Genomic DNA, 15,398 nt, shown 5'->3' with positions numbered 1-15,398 from the left:
GCGAGCCGGCACCTCACCGCAGCGCCTGTCTCGGTGCGGTACGTGAATTTCTTCATGTACCGGGCAGGGTGAAGGTCGAGTTTCTTCGGCTGAGCCGAGGGAAGCGAGCGTGGCGATCCGCAAGTCCGTGAAGGCCTCCTTGAGGGACCCAGGGTCCCTCAAGGAGGCCTTCACGGACCAAACCGTAGCCAGAGGACGAACCCCGGGGAAAGAGGAAGGCCCTCGCCCCGCCGAAGCGGAACGAGGGCCTTCACGCCACTACGGAGGATCAGAGACCGAGCTCGTCCTCGAAGTTGCCCTCTTCCAGACGCTGCTTGATCGTCGTGACGAAGCGGCCCGCGTCGGCCCCGTCCACCAGGCGGTGGTCGTAGGTCAGCGGCAGGAACGCCATCGACCGGACGGCGATCGTGTCGTTGCCGTCGGCGTCCGCGATCACGACCGGGCGCTTGACGACCGCGCCGGTACCGAGCATGCCGGACTGCGGCTGCACGATGATCGGCGTGTCGAACAGGGCGCCGTTGGAGCCGATGTTCGTGATCGTGAAGGTGCCGCCCGACAGTTCGTCCGGCTTGATCTGGCCCGAACGCGCGCGGCCCGCCAGATCGGCGATGCGGTGCGCGAGACCGGCGAGGCTGAGCTCACCCGCGTCGTGGATGACCACCGACAGCAGACCCTTTTCGGTGTCCACCGCGATCCCCAGGTGCACCGCACCGTGGTAGGTGATCTCCTTCGTGTCCTCGTTGTAGGACGCGTTGACGTTCGGGTGCTGCTTGAGCGCCTCGACGGTGGCCTTCGCGAAGAACGGCAGGAACGTCAGGTTGACGCCCTCGCGCTCCTTGAAGGCCGCCTTCGCCCGCTGGCGGAGCTTGGCGATCTTCGTGACGTCCACCTCGTGGACCTGCGTGAGCTGCGCGGAAAGCTGCAACGACTCGCGGGTCTTCACGGCGGTGATCTGACGGATCCGGCTGGCCTTCTGCACGGTGCCGCGCAGTGCCGCGAGCTCCGGCGAAACCGCGGCCTTGCGCGGAGCGGCCGGTGCCGACGAAGCGGCGGGGGCAGCGGCGGCGGGCTGTGCGGCGGGAGCCGGGGCTTCCTTCTTCTGCTTGGCCTCGGCGGCCGCGAGCACGTCCTGCTTGCGGATGCGGCCACCGACACCGCTGCCGGTCAGCGACGACAGGTCGATGCCGTGCTCGGAAGCGAGCTTGCGGACCAGCGGCGTCACGTACGGCGCGTTGTCCGAACCGTTGTCGCTGCTCGCCGCGGGCTGCGCGGCGGGCTTCGGCGCCTCGGCGGGCTTCGGCGCGGGAGCGGGAGCCGCTTCGGCCTTGGGCTCGGGCTTCGGTTCCGGCTTGGGTTCCGGCTTCGGCTCGGGCTTGGGTTCCGGCTTGGGCTCGGGCTTGGGCTCGGGCTTCGCCTCGGCCTTCGGGGCGGACCCGGCCGCACCGATCACCGCGAGGACACCGCCGACCTCGACGGTCTCGTCCTCACCCGCGCGGATCTCCAGCACGGTGCCGGCGACCGGGGACGGGACCTCGGTGTCGACCTTGTCCGTGGAGATCTCGAGCAGCGGCTCGTCGACCTCGACGCTCTCGCCGACCTGCTTGAGCCACCGGGTGACGGTGCCTTCGGTGACGCTCTCGCCCAGCTCGGGTAGCTTCACCTCGGTGCCTTCGCCGCCCGAAGCCGGCGCGGTGTCCGGCTGGGAAGGCGCGGACGCCTGCTCCTGCGCGGGCTCCGGCTCGGGCTCGGGTTCCGGCTGCGCCTCTTCGGCGGCGGGCGCGGAGGATCCGGACGACTCCGGCACCCCGCCGGTCCCGTCGTCGATGACGGCGAGCTCGCCGCCGACCTCGACGGTCTCGTCTTCCTGGGCGCTGATCTTCACGACCTTGCCGGCGACCGGGGACGGGACCTCGGTGTCGACCTTGTCCGTGGAGATCTCGAGCAACGGCTCGTCGACCTCGACGGTGTCGCCCTCCTGCTTCAACCACCGGGTGACGGTGCCCTCGGTGACGCTCTCACCGAGCTCCGGCAACGTGACGGAGTAGGCCATCGTTCGCTGACTCCCTTGATATGTCTTGCTTGGTCTTCTGGTTCTTCGACGGTGAGACGTCAGCTGTGGACGTGCAGCGGCTTGCCCGCCAGGGCGAGGAACGCTTCACCGAGGGCCTCGGTTTGCGTGGGGTGCGCGTGGATGAGCGGGGCCACGTCCTCGGGGAACGCCTCCCAGCTGTAGATCAGCTGCGCTTCGCCGATCAGCTCGCCGACGCGGTCGCCCACCATGTGCACGCCCACGACCGGCCCTTCCGGAGCCTTGATCAGCTTGACCCCACCGGAGGTCTTGAGGATCTGGCTCTTGCCGTTGCCGCCGAGGTCGTAGGTGAAGGTGGTGACGTCGGAGCCGTACTTCTCCTTCGCCTGCGACTCGGTCAGACCGACCGAAGCGACCTCGGGGTGCGAGTAGGTGACGCGCGGGATGCCGCTCTCGTCGATCACGCGCGGCTCCTGGCCGGCGATCTCTTCGGCGACGAAGATGCCCTGCTGGAAGCCGCGGTGCGCGAGCTGCAGACCCGGGACGATGTCGCCGACGGCGTAGACGTTCGGCAGGTTGGTGCGGAGGCGGTCGTCGGTGAGGACGAAACCGCGGTCCATCTTGACCCCGGCCTCCTCGTACCCATGCCCGGCCGAGTTCGGGCCGCGGCCGACGGCGACCAGCAGCAGGTCGGCTTCGAGCGTCTCGCCGGACTCCAGCGACACGCTGACGCCGTTGTCGTCCTGCTTGGCGCCGGTGAAGCGGACACCGGTCTTGAAGGCGATCTTGCGACGCCGGAAAGCGCGCTCGAGCTGCTTGGACGCGTACTCGTCCTCGTTCGGGACCAGGCGGGGCAGCGCCTCCACGATGGTGACGTCGACGCCGAAGGACGCCCAGACGGACGCGAATTCGACACCGATGACACCACCGCCGAGAACGATGACCTTCTTCGGGATGTAGTCCAGCGAAAGCGCCTGCTCGCTCGCGATGATGCGGCCGCCCAGCTCCAGGCCCGGCAGCGTCTTCGAGTACGAACCGGTGGCGAGGATGACGTTCTTGCCGGTGTAGCGCGTGCCTTCGACCTCGACGGTGGTACCGCCGACGAACGTTCCGGTGCCCTCGACGAGGTTCACCTTGTGCGCCTTGGCCAGGCCCTGGAGGCCCTTGTACAGGCGGGAGACGATCCCGTCCTTGTACTTGTTGACCCCGGCGATGTCGATGCCTTCCAGCACGGCCTTGACGCCGAAGGTCTCGGCGTCGCGGGTCTCGTCGGCGACCTCCGCCGCGTGCAGGAGGGCCTTGGTCGGGATGCAGCCTCGGTGGAGGCACGTCCCGCCAAGCTTGTCCTTTTCGATCAGGGTGACGGAAAGGCCCAGCTCGGCCGCGCGGAACGCGGCGGCGTAGCCGCCCGATCCGCCACCCAGGATCACAAGGTCGGCGGAGGTGTCGGTCACTTCAATAACTCCTCGGCAAGCGGTAGGGGTGGTGCTCTGGCGCCGCTTCGCGCGGTATACGCGCGCGCGGACACTTGCCATCTTGTCACTAGGTGTGGAGAGCCTGCGACCTAGCCGGGTATGCGACGGCGAGCACACGCCCGAGTCGGGATAATGGACGCTGGACGCGAGTGGGAAGTGAGGTGGTCGGAGTGGGTCTGTTCGACTCGCTGCGCCGGCGCTCTAAAGGCGGGCAAAAGCCCGGTACGCTGCGGAAAGCCTCTTCAAACGACTTCAAACACCTTGAGGAGTGGGCCTCGTCGAGGACCGGTGTCGAGGCCTATGTGGAGCCCAAGACCAACGTCACGGAGACCACAGTCGTCCTCATCGCACACGACGGTGAGTGGACCCGGCGCCGGATCGAGAGCCTTGACGCGGCGCAGCAGTTCGGTCACAAACGGTCGATCCCGGTGTACGAGGTGGCGCGGGTCGGCTATCCGAAGCGGATGCGCGAGTACACCGAGCGGAAGAAGCGCGGCGAAGCCTGACGGCCTTCACACGGACTGCGCCAGAAGGAGTAGGTGCCGCTCCAGCAGCGCCCGGAACGTCGGATGCACCGTCGTGCCCAGGGCCGGGTCGATCTCGACCGTCCGCCACCGGTCGCCGGCGGCGGTGAGCAGCACCGAGGCGGGATCGGCGATCACCACGACCCCGCCTTCCGCGCGCAGTTCCGCCGTGCCGAGCAGACGCGGGAACACGACGTCGGCGGGCAGGCCGTCGCAGGTCCGCAGGAACTCCCGGTAGTCGGCGGGCAGCCGGAGCCCGAGGCGGGCTTCGGCGGCGTCGATGTTCCGTGCCGAGGCCGCCGGGGGCGCGGTGCCGCCGCCGCGCAGCCGGAGGATGCCCGCGACCATCTCGCGCCACGAGCCGGTGTCCGGCGGGTAGCGCTCGTACAGCGCCGCGACCAGCGATCCGGCGCACAGTCCCGGCCAGTCGCCGAGGCCGAGCGGGTCGGCGCCCGCGACCAGACGCGGCGCGAGCCGCCGTGACGCGGCGAGCACGGCGACGTCCGGCCGTCCCTGCCGCGAGGCGATCTCCGCCCAGGCCTCGACGTCACCCTGGGTGACGGCCTCGCGTAACCGATCCGGCCGCGACGGTCCGAGGTGCGAGACGGCCTCGCCGAGGGGGGAGCCGCCGAGGAGACCGTCGAGATCGGACACGCGCCGGGCGAGATACGTGTCGTGGGCGCGTTCTTCCGCGTCGAGGTCGAGCGGGGTCAGCGCGGCGGCCCAGTCCGGCCGTGTCCCTTGCGCCTCGAAGAGCATCGCCCACGCGCGGGCCTGGACGGCGCCGGGCACGAGCGCGGTGACGGGACGTTCGGTGAGCGCGTGCCAATGCGTGATCAGCCTGTCGGCTTCCGCCCTCGCGCCGGAGACGGCGAACAGCAGCGCGGCGTGCCCGATCCGGTCGTCGAGTGTCGCGTCGTCACCGCTGAGCACGTCCCTGATCGCGCCTTCGAGATACGCGTCCCTGTCCACGGAACCGACCTTGCCACACCCGGTTCGACCCCGTGACGCGCGTGAAGGCCCCCTTCCCTCGACTGGTCATCTAAAACCAGGGCCGAGGGAAGGGGGCCTTCACGCGCGTCGAGCGAGCGGAGATCAGCCGTTGGCGGCGATGTCCGCGAGCACCGCGGCGATGGTGCGGACCGGGACGCCGGTGCCGCCCTTGCCGGTGTAGCCCCACGCCCCGGCGGTGTTGAACGACGGGCCCGCGATGTCGATGTGCGCCCAGGGCAGGCCGTCGGCGACGAACTCGCGCAGGAAGATGCCCGCGGCGAGCATGCCGCCCCAGCGGTGCCCGGTGACGTTGGCGAGGTCGGCGAGGCGCGAGTCGAGGTCGGCGCGCAGTTCCTCCGGCAGCGGCATGGCCCAGCCGCCCTCACCGGTCGCCTGCGCGATGCCCGCGATGCGGTCGCGGAACTCGTCCGAGCCCATGACGCCCGCGGTGCGGTTGCCCAGCGCGACGACCTGCGCGCCGGTCAGGGTCGAGGTCTCGATCAGGTAGTCGGGGTTCTCCTCGCCCGCGCGCACGATCGCGTCGGCCAGCACGAGACGGCCTTCGGCGTCGGTGTTGAGCACCTCGACGGTCTTGCCGCCGTACATGCTGAGCACGTCGCCCGGCCGGTACGACGTGGCCGAGGGCAGGTTCTCCGCCAGCGGGATGTGCGCGACGACCTCGAGCGGGTACTTCAGCTTCGCGGCCAGCACCACGGAGGCGAGCACGGCGGCCGCGCCCGACATGTCCGAGGTCATGTGGTCCATGTTCGCGGCGGGCTTGATCGAGATGCCGCCCGAGTCGAAGGTGATGCCCTTGCCGACCAGCGCGACCTTCTTCGACGCCTTCGCCGGCTTGTAGGCGATGCGCAGCAGGCGCGGCTGCCGCGACGAACCGCCGCCGACGCCGAGGATGCCGCCGAAGCCCTTGCGCTTGAGGGCCTTCTCGTCGAGGACCTCGAACTCGAGGTTGTTCGCCTCGGCCAGCGTCTTCGCGCGGTCGGCGAAGGAGGCCGGGAACAGGTCGTTCGGCGGGGTGTTGATCAGGTCGCGGGCGATGATCACCGACTCCGCGATCAGGGTGGCGGCCTTCAGCGTCGCCTTGTGGTCCTTGGCGGTGCCCTCCTCGGGGCTCACGAAGTCCACCTTGGCGACCGGGCCGTCGCCCTTTTCGGAGCGGTACTCGGTGAAGGAGTACGCGCCGAGCGCGGTGCCCTCGACGGCGGCCTGCAGGTCGATCGCCGAAAGCGTGACGAACGCGCGCTCGGTCCCGCTCAGCGCCCGCGCGGCGGCACCGGCACCCCGGCGGACCTGCTCGGCGGTGACGCCGTCCGCGCCTGCCTTGCCGAGGCCGACGGCCAGCACGACACCGGCGGACAGCTTGCCCAGTGTCGGTACCTTGACGACCTCGTCGGCCTTGCCGGACGCGCCGAGCGTGCCGAGGACGTCGGCGAGCTTGCCGTCGAAGGCGGTGTCGGCAACGGAGGAGCCGGCGGCGAGCGCCAGGCCGTCCTCGCCCTGCAGGGTGCCGATGACGACGACGTCGGCGCGCGTCTTGGCAAGCGCCGCTTCGGCGTTCTCGGTCAGGGCAAGCTTCGGCACGGTCACTTCTGGCTCCTCGCGCGTTCGCGGTGGTACCGGGCGTCCGCCCGGTTGGATCGTGAGCCATGCTAATGACAGTCGGACCTGGGGGAACAGCGGGGCCGACCGGGTCACTCGGTGTACAGGAAGGGAGACGGCGTGCGGCTGGCGGGCGGTCTGCTCATCGCGCTCGCGGTGGGCACCTCCGGGGCGGACTACTGGGTTCTTCTCGCCGCCGTGGTCGCGGCCGTGCTCGCCGTCGCGGCCGAGGCACTGCTGCCGCCGGTGGGGGACGCCGGGCCCGAGCGGATCGTGGGCTCCGTTTCAAGGCTGGGCCTGGTCCTGGTCTTCGCGACGACGTTCGGGCAGTACCTCTTCCCGTCCGCGCCGGGAGTCGCCGCCGCGGTGTTCGCCGTCGTGGTGGCCGTCGCCGATCTGGCGGGCGTCCGCCTCGGCGATCACGCCGCCCGCTGGGTGATCGGCCTGCTGCTGGCCGCGGCCGCCTCCCTAATCGCGATCTGCGTCGGCATCCCGCCCCTGGCGCAGTTCATCGCGCCGGACCCGCCGTCCGTGTCAGGTCTCGGCCTCGCCGTGCTGGTCCTGCTGCCGTTCCTGCTGCCCCGCCGTCCCGGCGCGGGCCGCGCGGCCGCGGTGGGCGCGGTGGCCGTGGCGATCGTCGCCGTCGCCCTCTACCAGCTGGGACCGGTCCGGCTGGGACTTTCGGCGACGTCGTTCCGCGAGCTCCTCGCCGCGGCGGACGCTGTCTCGCTGCTGCCGGTGCTGTCCGTGGTGGTCGCCGTGGCGACCGTGCCGGTCGCGGTGGACGCCTTCACCGACGGCCGGGAGCGGCTTTCCCCGGAACGTCCGAAGGCGACACTCGCTTGTGGACTGATCGTGGCCGTCGCCGCCGCCTTCGCTGGGCCGGTCGTGGCCCTCGGGCTCGCGGGAGTGGGAACGCTCGCCGAACTGGTTCTGCGGGTCCGCGCCCGTGGGTACCGTTCAAGGCGTGCGTGATCCCCAATGGACGCCGGGTGACACGGTCGTCGAACGGTTCCTGCGACCGGACGGTTCGATCGGCCAGCACCACCCGCTGCGCGTCATCGCCGACGACGGCACCGTGCTGCTCGGCTGGCTCCCCGCGGACACCCCGATCATCGGCAGCAGGCTCGCCGACGGGCGGCTTTTCCGCGAGGCGCCGCTCGAGGAGCGGTTCCGGGTGGCGAGGGTGCGCGTGCCCGACTTCTGGCGCGACACCTCGACGCTGCGCCGGATCGCCGACGACGAATGGTCGTCGGTCTGGTGGTTCTTCGACGCCGAAGGCCACTTCCTGAACTGGTACGTCAACCTCGAGGTCCCGCTGGGGCGCACGTCGTCCGGGCCGGACCGGATCGACGGCATCCTCGACGTCGCCGTCGAGCCCGGCGGGCGCTGGCAGTGGAAGGACGAGGACGAGGCCGAGGAGGCCGTGCTCGCCGGCCGCATCACCGCCGGGCAGCTCGAGCGGCTGCGCGCCGAGGGCGAGCGGATCGGGGCACTCGCGGACGCCGGGCGCTTCCCCTTCGACGGGACGTGGACCGACTTCCGGCCGGACCCGGACTGGCAGGCGCCCGGTCTCCCCGAGGGGTTGCTCTAGCCCGCGACGAGGAACAGCAGCAGCGCGAGCGCGACGTTCACCACCGCGAGGATGACCACCGATTTGGTGGACAGCTCGCGCGGGAACACCTTGCCGTGGATGTGCCGCCACCAGAACACGCCGAAGCCGCCGCCGACCAGGCCGAGGAACGCGCCGAAGCCGCTGCTCAGCAGGGCCCAGCCGTCCATCATGAGCAGGCCGACACCGAAGGTGAGCAGCACCGCCGTCACGAAGGTCTTCACGTCGGCCCCCGCGCCGGGGGTGGCGGGCTGGGCCGGGCGGGCGGGCTGCATCTGGTTGTACGTCACGCCGCCATCCTAGGGGCGCGAGCCCTCGCGTGTTCGTGCTGACGGACAGTTCGAGGGCGGTAAAGATATGCGGACGTCCGACTAACGTGGGTCCGACCAAGCGTTATCGTCTAGGCATGACGACCACGACGCAGTTCGCCCACCTCCCGCACTCGAGCCCCGCGAGCCCGGAACGCGTCGCGGACGTATTGGCCGCACCCGGTTTCGGGCTGCATTTCACCGACCACATGGTGACCGTGAAATGGAGCGCCGAGCAGGGCTGGCACGACGCGACCGTCGGACCGTACGCGCCCTTGACGCTCGACCCGGCGACTTCCGTGCTGCACTACGGCCAGGCGATCTTCGAAGGCCTCAAAGCCTACCGCCAGCCCGACGGCACGATCGCCGCGTTCCGGCCCGACGCGAACGCCCTCCGGTTCCGTAACTCGGCCGAGCGGCTCGCCATGCCGCAGCTGCCGGTGGAGGTCTTCCTCGACTCGATCCGCGAACTCCTCGCTGTCGACAGCCGCTGGGTCCCGACGAAGCCGGGCGAGTCGCTGTACCTGCGGCCGTTCATGATCTCCACCGAAGCCGGGCTCGGCGTCAACCGCCCCGCGAACGAGTACCTCTACGCGCTGATCGGCTCGCCCGCGGGCTCGTACTTCTCCGGCGGGGTCAAGCCGGTGAGCGTGTGGCTCTCGACCGAGTACGTGCGCGCGGTCCCCGGCGGCACCGGCGAGGCCAAATGCGCCGGCAACTACGCGGCGTCGTTCGTGGCGCAGGCGCAGGCCGTGGAAAAGGGCTGCGACCAGGTCGTGTGGCTCGACGCCGTCGAACGGCGCTGGATCGAGGAGATGGGCGGGATGAACCTGTTCTTCGTCTTCGGCTCCGGCGACGACGCCCGCGTCGTCACCCCGGAACTGACCGGCTCGCTCCTGCCGGGTGTGACCCGCAAATCGCTGCTGGAGCTGGCGAAGTCGTTCGGCCACCAGGTCGAGGAGCGGCGCATCTCCACCGACGAGTGGGAGAAGGCGGCGGCTTCGGGCGAGCTGACCGAGGTGTTCGCCTGCGGGACCGCGGCGGTCATCACGCCGGTCGGGCACGTGAAGCACGCGGGCGGCGAGTTCTCCGTCGCCGGTGGGCAGCCCGGTGAGCTGACGATGAAGCTGCGCGGCGCGCTGACCGGCATCCAGGAGGGCACCCGGCCCGCTCCGGAAGGCTGGATGTACCCGCTGGGCTGAGCCCTCCGCTCCTGCTCCGCTTGAAGTACATGAAGGCCCCCTTCCTTGCGCCAGGCGCAAGGAAGGGGGCCTTCATGTACTTGGGAGGGTGTGAAGGTCGAGTTTCCTCGGCTGAGTCGCGTGAAGGGGTCCTTCACGCGCTGCCGCTGTGACTGCTGGTGCGGGTGTGGCGATCCGCGAGTCCGTGAAGGACTCCTTCCCTACTTTCAGGGTAGGCAAGGGGCCCTTCACGGACCGCACCCGCGAACCACAGCGGCCGGAAGCCGGTAGGTACCTGAGACGCGCTCGGTTCTTACCGCTCACGTTCCGCATTTAGAGGACTAAACGCGAGACCGTCAGGAGGCCGGAGCCTCGATCAGCGGACCGCTCACCCCGGCCTGTTCGTGCGTCGCCATCTCCGCGAGCACTCGCGTCGCCATGAACACCAGCGGCAGCGCGGCGACCGCGCCCGTCCCCTCGCCGAGGCGTACGTCCAGATCCAGGATCGGGTCCAGGTCGAGGTGTTCCAGCGCCAGCGCGTGCGCGGGTTCGCCGCCGCGCTGACCCGCGGTCCACCACTGCCGCGCGCCCGGGACGAGTTCCTCGGCGACCAGCGCGGCCGAGGCGGCGACCAGGCCGTCCAGGATCACCGGCGTCTTCCGGAGCGAGGCCTGCGCGAGGAATCCCGCCATCGCGGCGATGTCCGCGCCCGCGGCCGTGCGCAGCAGCGCGACCGGGTCGGCCAGCACGGTCCTCGCCCGGCGCAGCGCGTCCCGGACCGCCGCGGCCTTGCGCATCCAGGCGTTGTCGTCGATCCCCGAACCACGCCCGACGACGGCCACCGGCTCGCTGCCGGTCAGCGCCGCGACCAGGACCGAGGCCGGGGTGCTGTTCCCGATCCCGAGGTCGCCCGCGATGAGCAGATCGGCCCCGCCGTCGACCTCGGCGTCGGCGATCGCCCGGCCCGCGCGCACGGCGGCGCGCGCCTCTTCGTCGGTCAGCGCGTCTTCGACGTCGATCGAGCCGGACCCGCGCCGCACCTTGTACTCGCCGATCGACCGCGTGGCGGGAGCGTCGCTGTCGACGGACATGTCGACGACCCGGACGCTCGCGCCCGCCGAGGCCGCCAGCACGTTGATGGCCGCGCCGCCGGTCAGCATGCTGCCGACGAGTTGCGCGGTGACCTCGCCCGGGTAAGCCGAGACGCCCTTCGCGGCGACGCCGTGGTCTCCGGCGAACACCACGACCCGGGGCCGGGTGAACGGCCGCGGCGGCGACTGGCCCTGGCAGGCCGCGACCCAGACGCCCAATTCTTCGAGCCTGCCCAGCGAACCCGCCGGTTTGATCAGTTTCGAGTGCAGGGCGATCGCCGCCGAGCGCGCGTGTTCGTCTGGCTGCTCGACTTCGGCGAACTCTAGGATTTCGTCGTCCAACGCCCTGCCCCTTCGGATCGCTTCGGTGGCCGGACCCAACCTACCGACCCGCCTGTGCCAGAGTTGCCTGTGGCTCAGACGAAGGCCGCCGGGGTGGTGCTCGCGAGCGGAGCGGGTACCCGGATCGGCGCCAAGCTCAACAAGGTCTACCTGCCGGTGGCGGGCAGGCGCGTGGTCGCGTGGTCGCTCGGCGCCTTCGCCCGCGTGCCCGGGATCGACGTGCTCGTGCTGGTCATCCGGCCGCAGGACACCGAACTCGCGCAAGAGGTACTCGCCTCGCATCCGGGTGAAGTCGAACTCGTGCACGGTGGTGCGACACGGCAGGGTTCGGAGCTGAACGCGTTGCGCCACTTGGCTTCCCGCATCGACAGCGGCGAGATCGACGCGGTGCTCCTGCACGACGGCGCCCGTCCGCTCGTCACCCCGGAACTGATCGCGGACGTCCTCGCCGACACGCGGCGATACGGGGGAGCGGTGCCCGGTGTCGCGGCCGACGACATCGTGCGCGTGGACGGCGACACCGTTTCCGGCGCGCTGCCCGGCGCGATCCGAGTGCAGACGCCGCAGGGTTTCCGCGCCGCTCCGTTGCTCGAAGCGTACGAAACCGCGGAGCGCGAAGGTTTCGTCGGCACGGACACGTCTTCGTGCATGGAAAGGTTCTCCGCGCTGCCGGTGCGGTGGGTTCCGGGCAGCGCGGAGAACCTCAAGATCACCTACCCGCACGACCTCGTTGTCGCCGAGCAGGTGATCGGCCGCGGTTAGGGAGCTCCCTGATCGGGCTCGGGAGTCCCATTGGCGGGCAGGATGGTGACCGGCTGGCGCGCTTCCATCGGGATCACGCAGTCCGGATGTGGTTGCAGCAATTGGATCGGCGCGGAGACGTCACCGGGCGCCGGGATGGTGAGCACCGCGCGCAGGGTCCAGTCGGCCGTCGAGTGGTATTGCCAAGAGACGAGCGCCGGCCGGAAGACGTCCGTGTCGGGGAGGGTGGTGACCCGGAAGGCGGTGGCCCGTTCCTCGCCGCGGAGGATGAGGACGTCGGCACAGGTGTCCCACTGGAACACCGCGGCGCAGACCTCCGGTTCCTCCCGGGGGCCGAAGATGTAGACGACCCACCGGCGTCTTCGAAGCTCTTCGAGCAGTTCGTCGATGCTCAGATGGTTCATCGAGCCCCCCAACGGGTTTCGGGAACTCTGCGGAGAGTAACAGGTGTACTAGAGCACCGTCCAGAATGTGTACTAGTACGTAATAATGGGGTGTGAGCAGGATCCTTGGTGCTCGCCCCTTGGTGTGCTAGAACGCTTGTGCGCACCGCGCGACCTTGTGAGGAGTCACCTTGCCAGCCGTCGACAGACCCGAACCGCCGTACCTCCAGATCGCGGGAAACATCCGCGACGACATCGTTTCGGGCAGGCTCAAGGAAGGTGACGCGGTTCCGTCCGCGCGTGAGATCGCCAGAAACTGGAACGTCGCGATGGCGACCGCGATGAAGGTGCTCTCGACGCTCCGGGCGGAAGGTCTGGTCCGCGCGGTACGCGGGATCGGGACAGTGGTGCAGACCAGATCGCTGCACCGCTCCGCGCACGATCGGACGATCTCGATCGCGCGAACCGGCAAGGTCTATCCACCGGGCCACTACGCGAAAATCCGTCAAGCCGGGCTCGTCCCGGCGCCGGAACGGGTGGCGGGCGCGCTCGGCATCGAAGAGGGCGCTCCCGCGATCCGGCGGCGGAGGACCACGTACGCGGGCCAGGAACAACCGGTGTCCACGTCGGTCTCGTGGTTCGACGGCGCTGTCGCGGCGAAGGCGCCGTTGCTGTTCGAACCGGTGCGGATCGTCGAAGGCACGGTGAAATACGTCGCGGACCGGACAGGCCGGGTTCTGAAGTCGACTCATTCTCAGCACGCCGCGGGGCTGGCGGGTGCCGAGGAGGCGAAGGAGCTCGGCGTGGCCGAAGGTTCGGCGATCTTGTTGAGCCGCAACAGATTTCTCTCTTCGGAGGGCGACGTACTCGAGTACGGCGAATCGGCGGCCCTGCCGGACCATTGGGTTTTCTACGAATACAACATCGAGGACGGGGCATGAAGCACATTCACGCGGGTAAAGTGCGGGACCTATACGAAATCGACGGCGACATTCTGCTCGTCGCGTCGGATCGCGTTTCGGTCTACGACGTCTCGCTGCCGACCCCGATTCCGGACAAGGGCGCGCTGCTGAACCAGCTTTCCGCCTGGTGGTTCGAAAAGATGGCCGACGTGGTGCCGAACCACGTCGTCTCCACGACGGACGTGCCCGCCGAATTCGCGGGCCGTGCCATGCGGTGCAAACCGCTGAAGATGATCCAGGTCGAATGCATCGCGCGGGGTTACCTCACCGGTCTCGGCATGCGCGAGTACCGGCGTGACGGCAAGGTTTCGGGTGTCGAACTGCCCGCCGGTCTCATCGAAGCGGACAAGCTCCCCGAGCCGATCTTCACGCCCACCACGAAGATCTCCGACACCGGCCACGACGAGTTCATGACCTTCGCCGACGTCGTGAACGACATCGGCAAGGAGACAGCGGATCGCATCCGCGATCTGACGCTCGAGGTCTATACCAAGGGCGCGGAGCACGCGGCGAAGAACGGCATCATCATCGCCGACACCAAGATCGAATTCGGTTTCGACGCCGACGGTGTGCTGACGCTCGGGGACGAGGTCCTCACGTCCGACTCGTCGCGTTTCTGGCCCGCCGACGACTACGAGCCGGGCCGGACGCAGCACGCGTTCGACAAGCAGTTCGTCCGCGACTGGTCCACCACCACCGGCTGGGACAAGACGCCGCCCGGTCCGGAGATCCCCGACGAGATCGTCGAGGCGACCCGCAAGCGCTACACCGAGGTCTACGAGAGGATTACCGGGCAGACCTGGGTTCCCGGGGGTGGCCATGCCTGAACAGCAGGTCTACGACCCGTACCGGCTGATCGACGACGTCGAGGGCCTGCTGATCCAGCGGGGCCACCGGCCGGAGCGCCTCGACGGCCGTACGGGTGATCGCGTCGCCGGTGCGAGCAGGTTGTTGCGGGGCTTGGGAATCGATCCCTTGCGCGCCCCTGGCGACGCCCTCGACCTCGACGGTCAGATCGCTTACCAGTCCCGCGTGCACGGCGACTGACGCGGGTGGTCGGCCGAGTGAGGGAAAGCTCAGCCGACCACCCGCGAGGGAATCAGGGCGAGCGGGTCAGCGTCGGGTCGGTCTCGGTGACGCCGTCGAGCGCCTCGTCGATCGCGGCGAGCAGATCCGCGTCCAGCTTCACGCCGGCCGCCTTCACGTTCTCGTGCACCTGCTCCGGCCGCGAGGCGCCGATGATCGCCGAGGCGACGTTCGGGTTCTGCAGCACCCACGCCACGGACAGCTGGGCCATCGTCAGGCCCGCCTTGTCCGCGATCGGCTGAAGCCGCTGGACGCGCTCGAGGACGTCGTCGTTGAGGAAGCGGGCGACCATGTTGGCGCCACCCTTCTCGTCCGTCGCGCGGGAGCCCTCGGGCAGCGGCTGACCGGGCTTGTACTTACCGGTGAGCACACCCTGCGCGATCGGCGACCAGACGATCTGGCTGAGCCCTTCGCGTTCGGACGCCGGGACGACCTGCGCCTCGATGACCCGCCACAGCGCGTTGTACTGCGGCTGGTTCGAGACGAACGGCACCTTCAGCTCGCGGGCGATCGCCGCGCCCCGGGTGATCTGCTCGGCGGTCCACTCCGAGACACCGATGTAGAGCACCTTGCCCTGGCGGACGAGGTCGGCGAAGGCGAGGAACGTCTCTTCGAGCGGGACGGTCCGGTCGAACCGGTGCGCCTGGTAGAGGTCCACGTAGTCGGTGCCGAGCCGCTTGAGCGAAGCGTTCGCCGACTCGATGATGTGCTTGCGGCCGAGACCCTGGTCGTTGGGCCCCTTGGGGCCGGTCGGCCAGTAGACCTTGGTGAAGATCTCCAGGCTTTCGCGGCGCAGGCCCTTCAGGCCGCGGCCGAGCACCGATTCGGCGGCCGTGTTGGCGTAGACGTCGGCGGTGTCGAACGTGGTGATGCCGACGTCGAGCGCCGCCTTGATGCAGGCCTGGGCCTGGTCCTCTTCCACCTGGGACCCGTGGGTGAGCCAGTTGCCGTACGAGATCTCACTGACATTGAGGCCGCTGCGGCCTAGGCGTCGAAACTCCATGGGCAGGACTCTACCCCAGGTCGTTAGCCA

At 69.7% G+C, this 15,398-nt stretch carries 16 protein-coding genes; 8 read left to right on the top strand and 8 right to left on the bottom strand.

The features are described from left to right. Window positions 1-268: 268 nt before the first annotated feature. Window positions 269-2,050: a 2-oxoglutarate dehydrogenase, E2 component, dihydrolipoamide succinyltransferase gene (gene sucB / locus HDA45_RS08490; RefSeq protein ID WP_184893456.1), complete on the bottom strand. Its 1,782-nt coding sequence runs from the start codon at window positions 2,048-2,050 to the stop codon at window positions 269-271. 59 nt (window positions 2,051-2,109) lie between these two features. Further along, complete coding sequence (gene lpdA / locus HDA45_RS08485; protein WP_184893454.1) at window positions 2,110-3,483, bottom strand: dihydrolipoyl dehydrogenase; 1,374 nt, start codon at window positions 3,481-3,483, stop codon at window positions 2,110-2,112. Between the two features lie 182 nt (window positions 3,484-3,665). On the opposite strand from lpdA, the gene HDA45_RS08480 reads away from it, so the two are divergent. Beyond that, complete coding sequence (locus HDA45_RS08480) at window positions 3,666-4,010, top strand: hypothetical protein (RefSeq protein WP_020630431.1); 345 nt, start codon at window positions 3,666-3,668, stop codon at window positions 4,008-4,010. A gap of 6 nt (window positions 4,011-4,016) precedes the next feature. On the opposite strand, the gene HDA45_RS08475 is transcribed toward HDA45_RS08480, so the two are convergent. Both HDA45_RS08475 and HDA45_RS08470 read right to left on the bottom strand, forming a co-directional pair. Next, complete coding sequence (locus HDA45_RS08475; protein WP_184893452.1) at window positions 4,017-5,000, bottom strand: SMI1/KNR4 family protein; 984 nt, start codon at window positions 4,998-5,000, stop codon at window positions 4,017-4,019. Window positions 5,001-5,123: 123 nt separating this feature from the next. After that, the gene (locus HDA45_RS08470) at window positions 5,124-6,626 is read right to left on the bottom strand and encodes a leucyl aminopeptidase (protein ID WP_184893450.1); all 1,503 of its coding nucleotides are present in this window, start codon (window positions 6,624-6,626) and stop codon (window positions 5,124-5,126) included. A gap of 111 nt (window positions 6,627-6,737) precedes the next feature. Here HDA45_RS08470 and HDA45_RS08465 point away from each other — a divergent pair, with 111 nt between their 5' ends. Both HDA45_RS08465 and HDA45_RS08460 read left to right on the top strand, forming a co-directional pair. Then, window positions 6,738-7,613, top strand: coding sequence for a hypothetical protein (locus HDA45_RS08465; protein WP_343072032.1), 876 nt, complete (start codon window positions 6,738-6,740; stop codon window positions 7,611-7,613). Beyond that, entirely contained in the window at window positions 7,606-8,232 is a 627-nt protein-coding gene (locus tag HDA45_RS08460) for a DUF402 domain-containing protein (RefSeq protein WP_184893448.1), read from the top strand. The genes HDA45_RS08465 and HDA45_RS08460 overlap by 8 nt, the downstream gene beginning before the upstream one ends. Here the strand turns inward: HDA45_RS08460 and HDA45_RS08455 are convergent. Further along, window positions 8,229-8,540, bottom strand: a complete 312-nt coding sequence (locus HDA45_RS08455) for a hypothetical protein (protein ID WP_343072031.1) — start codon at window positions 8,538-8,540, stop codon at window positions 8,229-8,231. The two genes, HDA45_RS08460 and HDA45_RS08455, sit on opposite strands and share 4 nt — an antisense overlap. 116 nt (window positions 8,541-8,656) lie before the next feature. Between HDA45_RS08455 and HDA45_RS08450 the strand changes: the two genes are divergently transcribed. Further along, a complete protein-coding gene (locus HDA45_RS08450; protein WP_184893446.1) occupies window positions 8,657-9,760 on the top strand; it encodes a branched-chain amino acid aminotransferase in 1,104 nt (367 codons plus the stop codon). Window positions 9,761-10,095: 335 nt separating this feature from the next. Here HDA45_RS08450 and cobT read toward each other — a convergent pair whose 3' ends face one another. Continuing rightward, on the bottom strand, window positions 10,096-11,172 hold the full coding sequence (gene cobT, locus HDA45_RS08445; RefSeq protein WP_184893444.1) for a nicotinate-nucleotide--dimethylbenzimidazole phosphoribosyltransferase: 1,077 nt from the start codon (window positions 11,170-11,172) through the stop codon (window positions 10,096-10,098). A 93-nt stretch (window positions 11,173-11,265) separates the two neighbouring features. On the opposite strand from cobT, the gene HDA45_RS08440 reads away from it, so the two are divergent. Further along, the gene (locus HDA45_RS08440; RefSeq protein WP_184905436.1) at window positions 11,266-11,934 is read left to right on the top strand and encodes a 2-C-methyl-D-erythritol 4-phosphate cytidylyltransferase; all 669 of its coding nucleotides are present in this window, start codon (window positions 11,266-11,268) and stop codon (window positions 11,932-11,934) included. Here the strand turns inward: HDA45_RS08440 and HDA45_RS08435 are convergent. After that, a complete protein-coding gene (locus HDA45_RS08435; protein WP_184893442.1) occupies window positions 11,931-12,338 on the bottom strand; it encodes a hypothetical protein in 408 nt (135 codons plus the stop codon). The genes HDA45_RS08440 and HDA45_RS08435 overlap by 4 nt on opposite strands. A gap of 170 nt (window positions 12,339-12,508) precedes the next feature. Between HDA45_RS08435 and HDA45_RS08430 the strand changes: the two genes are divergently transcribed. From HDA45_RS08430 to HDA45_RS08420, 3 genes are read left to right on the top strand one after another with little or no spacing between them, the layout of a single operon-like run. Beyond that, complete coding sequence (locus tag HDA45_RS08430; RefSeq protein ID WP_184893440.1) at window positions 12,509-13,258, top strand: GntR family transcriptional regulator; 750 nt, start codon at window positions 12,509-12,511, stop codon at window positions 13,256-13,258. Further along, a complete protein-coding gene (locus tag HDA45_RS08425) occupies window positions 13,255-14,106 on the top strand; it encodes a phosphoribosylaminoimidazolesuccinocarboxamide synthase (protein WP_184893438.1) in 852 nt (283 codons plus the stop codon). Before HDA45_RS08430 ends, HDA45_RS08425 begins: the two co-directional genes overlap by 4 nt. Beyond that, complete coding sequence (locus HDA45_RS08420; RefSeq protein WP_039795309.1) at window positions 14,099-14,326, top strand: hypothetical protein; 228 nt, start codon at window positions 14,099-14,101, stop codon at window positions 14,324-14,326. Before HDA45_RS08425 ends, HDA45_RS08420 begins: the two co-directional genes overlap by 8 nt. A gap of 52 nt (window positions 14,327-14,378) precedes the next feature. On the opposite strand, the gene HDA45_RS08415 is transcribed toward HDA45_RS08420, so the two are convergent. After that, window positions 14,379-15,368 (bottom strand): aldo/keto reductase family protein, encoded by a 990-nt coding sequence (locus tag HDA45_RS08415; RefSeq protein WP_184893436.1) that lies wholly within the window; start codon window positions 15,366-15,368, stop codon window positions 14,379-14,381. Between the last annotated feature and the right edge of the window lie 30 nt (window positions 15,369-15,398).

The organism is Amycolatopsis umgeniensis (assembly GCF_014205155.1).
Classification (GTDB): domain Bacteria; phylum Actinomycetota; class Actinomycetes; order Mycobacteriales; family Pseudonocardiaceae; genus Amycolatopsis; species Amycolatopsis umgeniensis.
The sequence above is the reverse complement of the archived record's forward strand: the minus strand, read 5'-3'. Positions and strand labels throughout refer to the sequence as shown.

Coding starts and splice junctions, on each gene's coding strand:
- sucB (WP_184893456.1), bottom strand. CDS start 2,050: ATGGCCTACTCCGTCACGTTGCCGGAGCTCGGTGAGAGCGTCACCGAG.
- HDA45_RS08450 (WP_184893446.1), top strand. CDS start 8,657: ATGACGACCACGACGCAGTTCGCCCACCTCCCGCACTCGAGCCCCGCG.
- HDA45_RS08435 (WP_184893442.1), bottom strand. CDS start 12,338: ATGAACCATCTGAGCATCGACGAACTGCTCGAAGAGCTTCGAAGACGC.
- HDA45_RS08425 (WP_184893438.1), top strand. CDS start 13,255: ATGAAGCACATTCACGCGGGTAAAGTGCGGGACCTATACGAAATCGAC.
- HDA45_RS08420 (WP_039795309.1), top strand. CDS start 14,099: ATGCCTGAACAGCAGGTCTACGACCCGTACCGGCTGATCGACGACGTC.
- HDA45_RS08415 (WP_184893436.1), bottom strand. CDS start 15,368: ATGGAGTTTCGACGCCTAGGCCGCAGCGGCCTCAATGTCAGTGAGATC.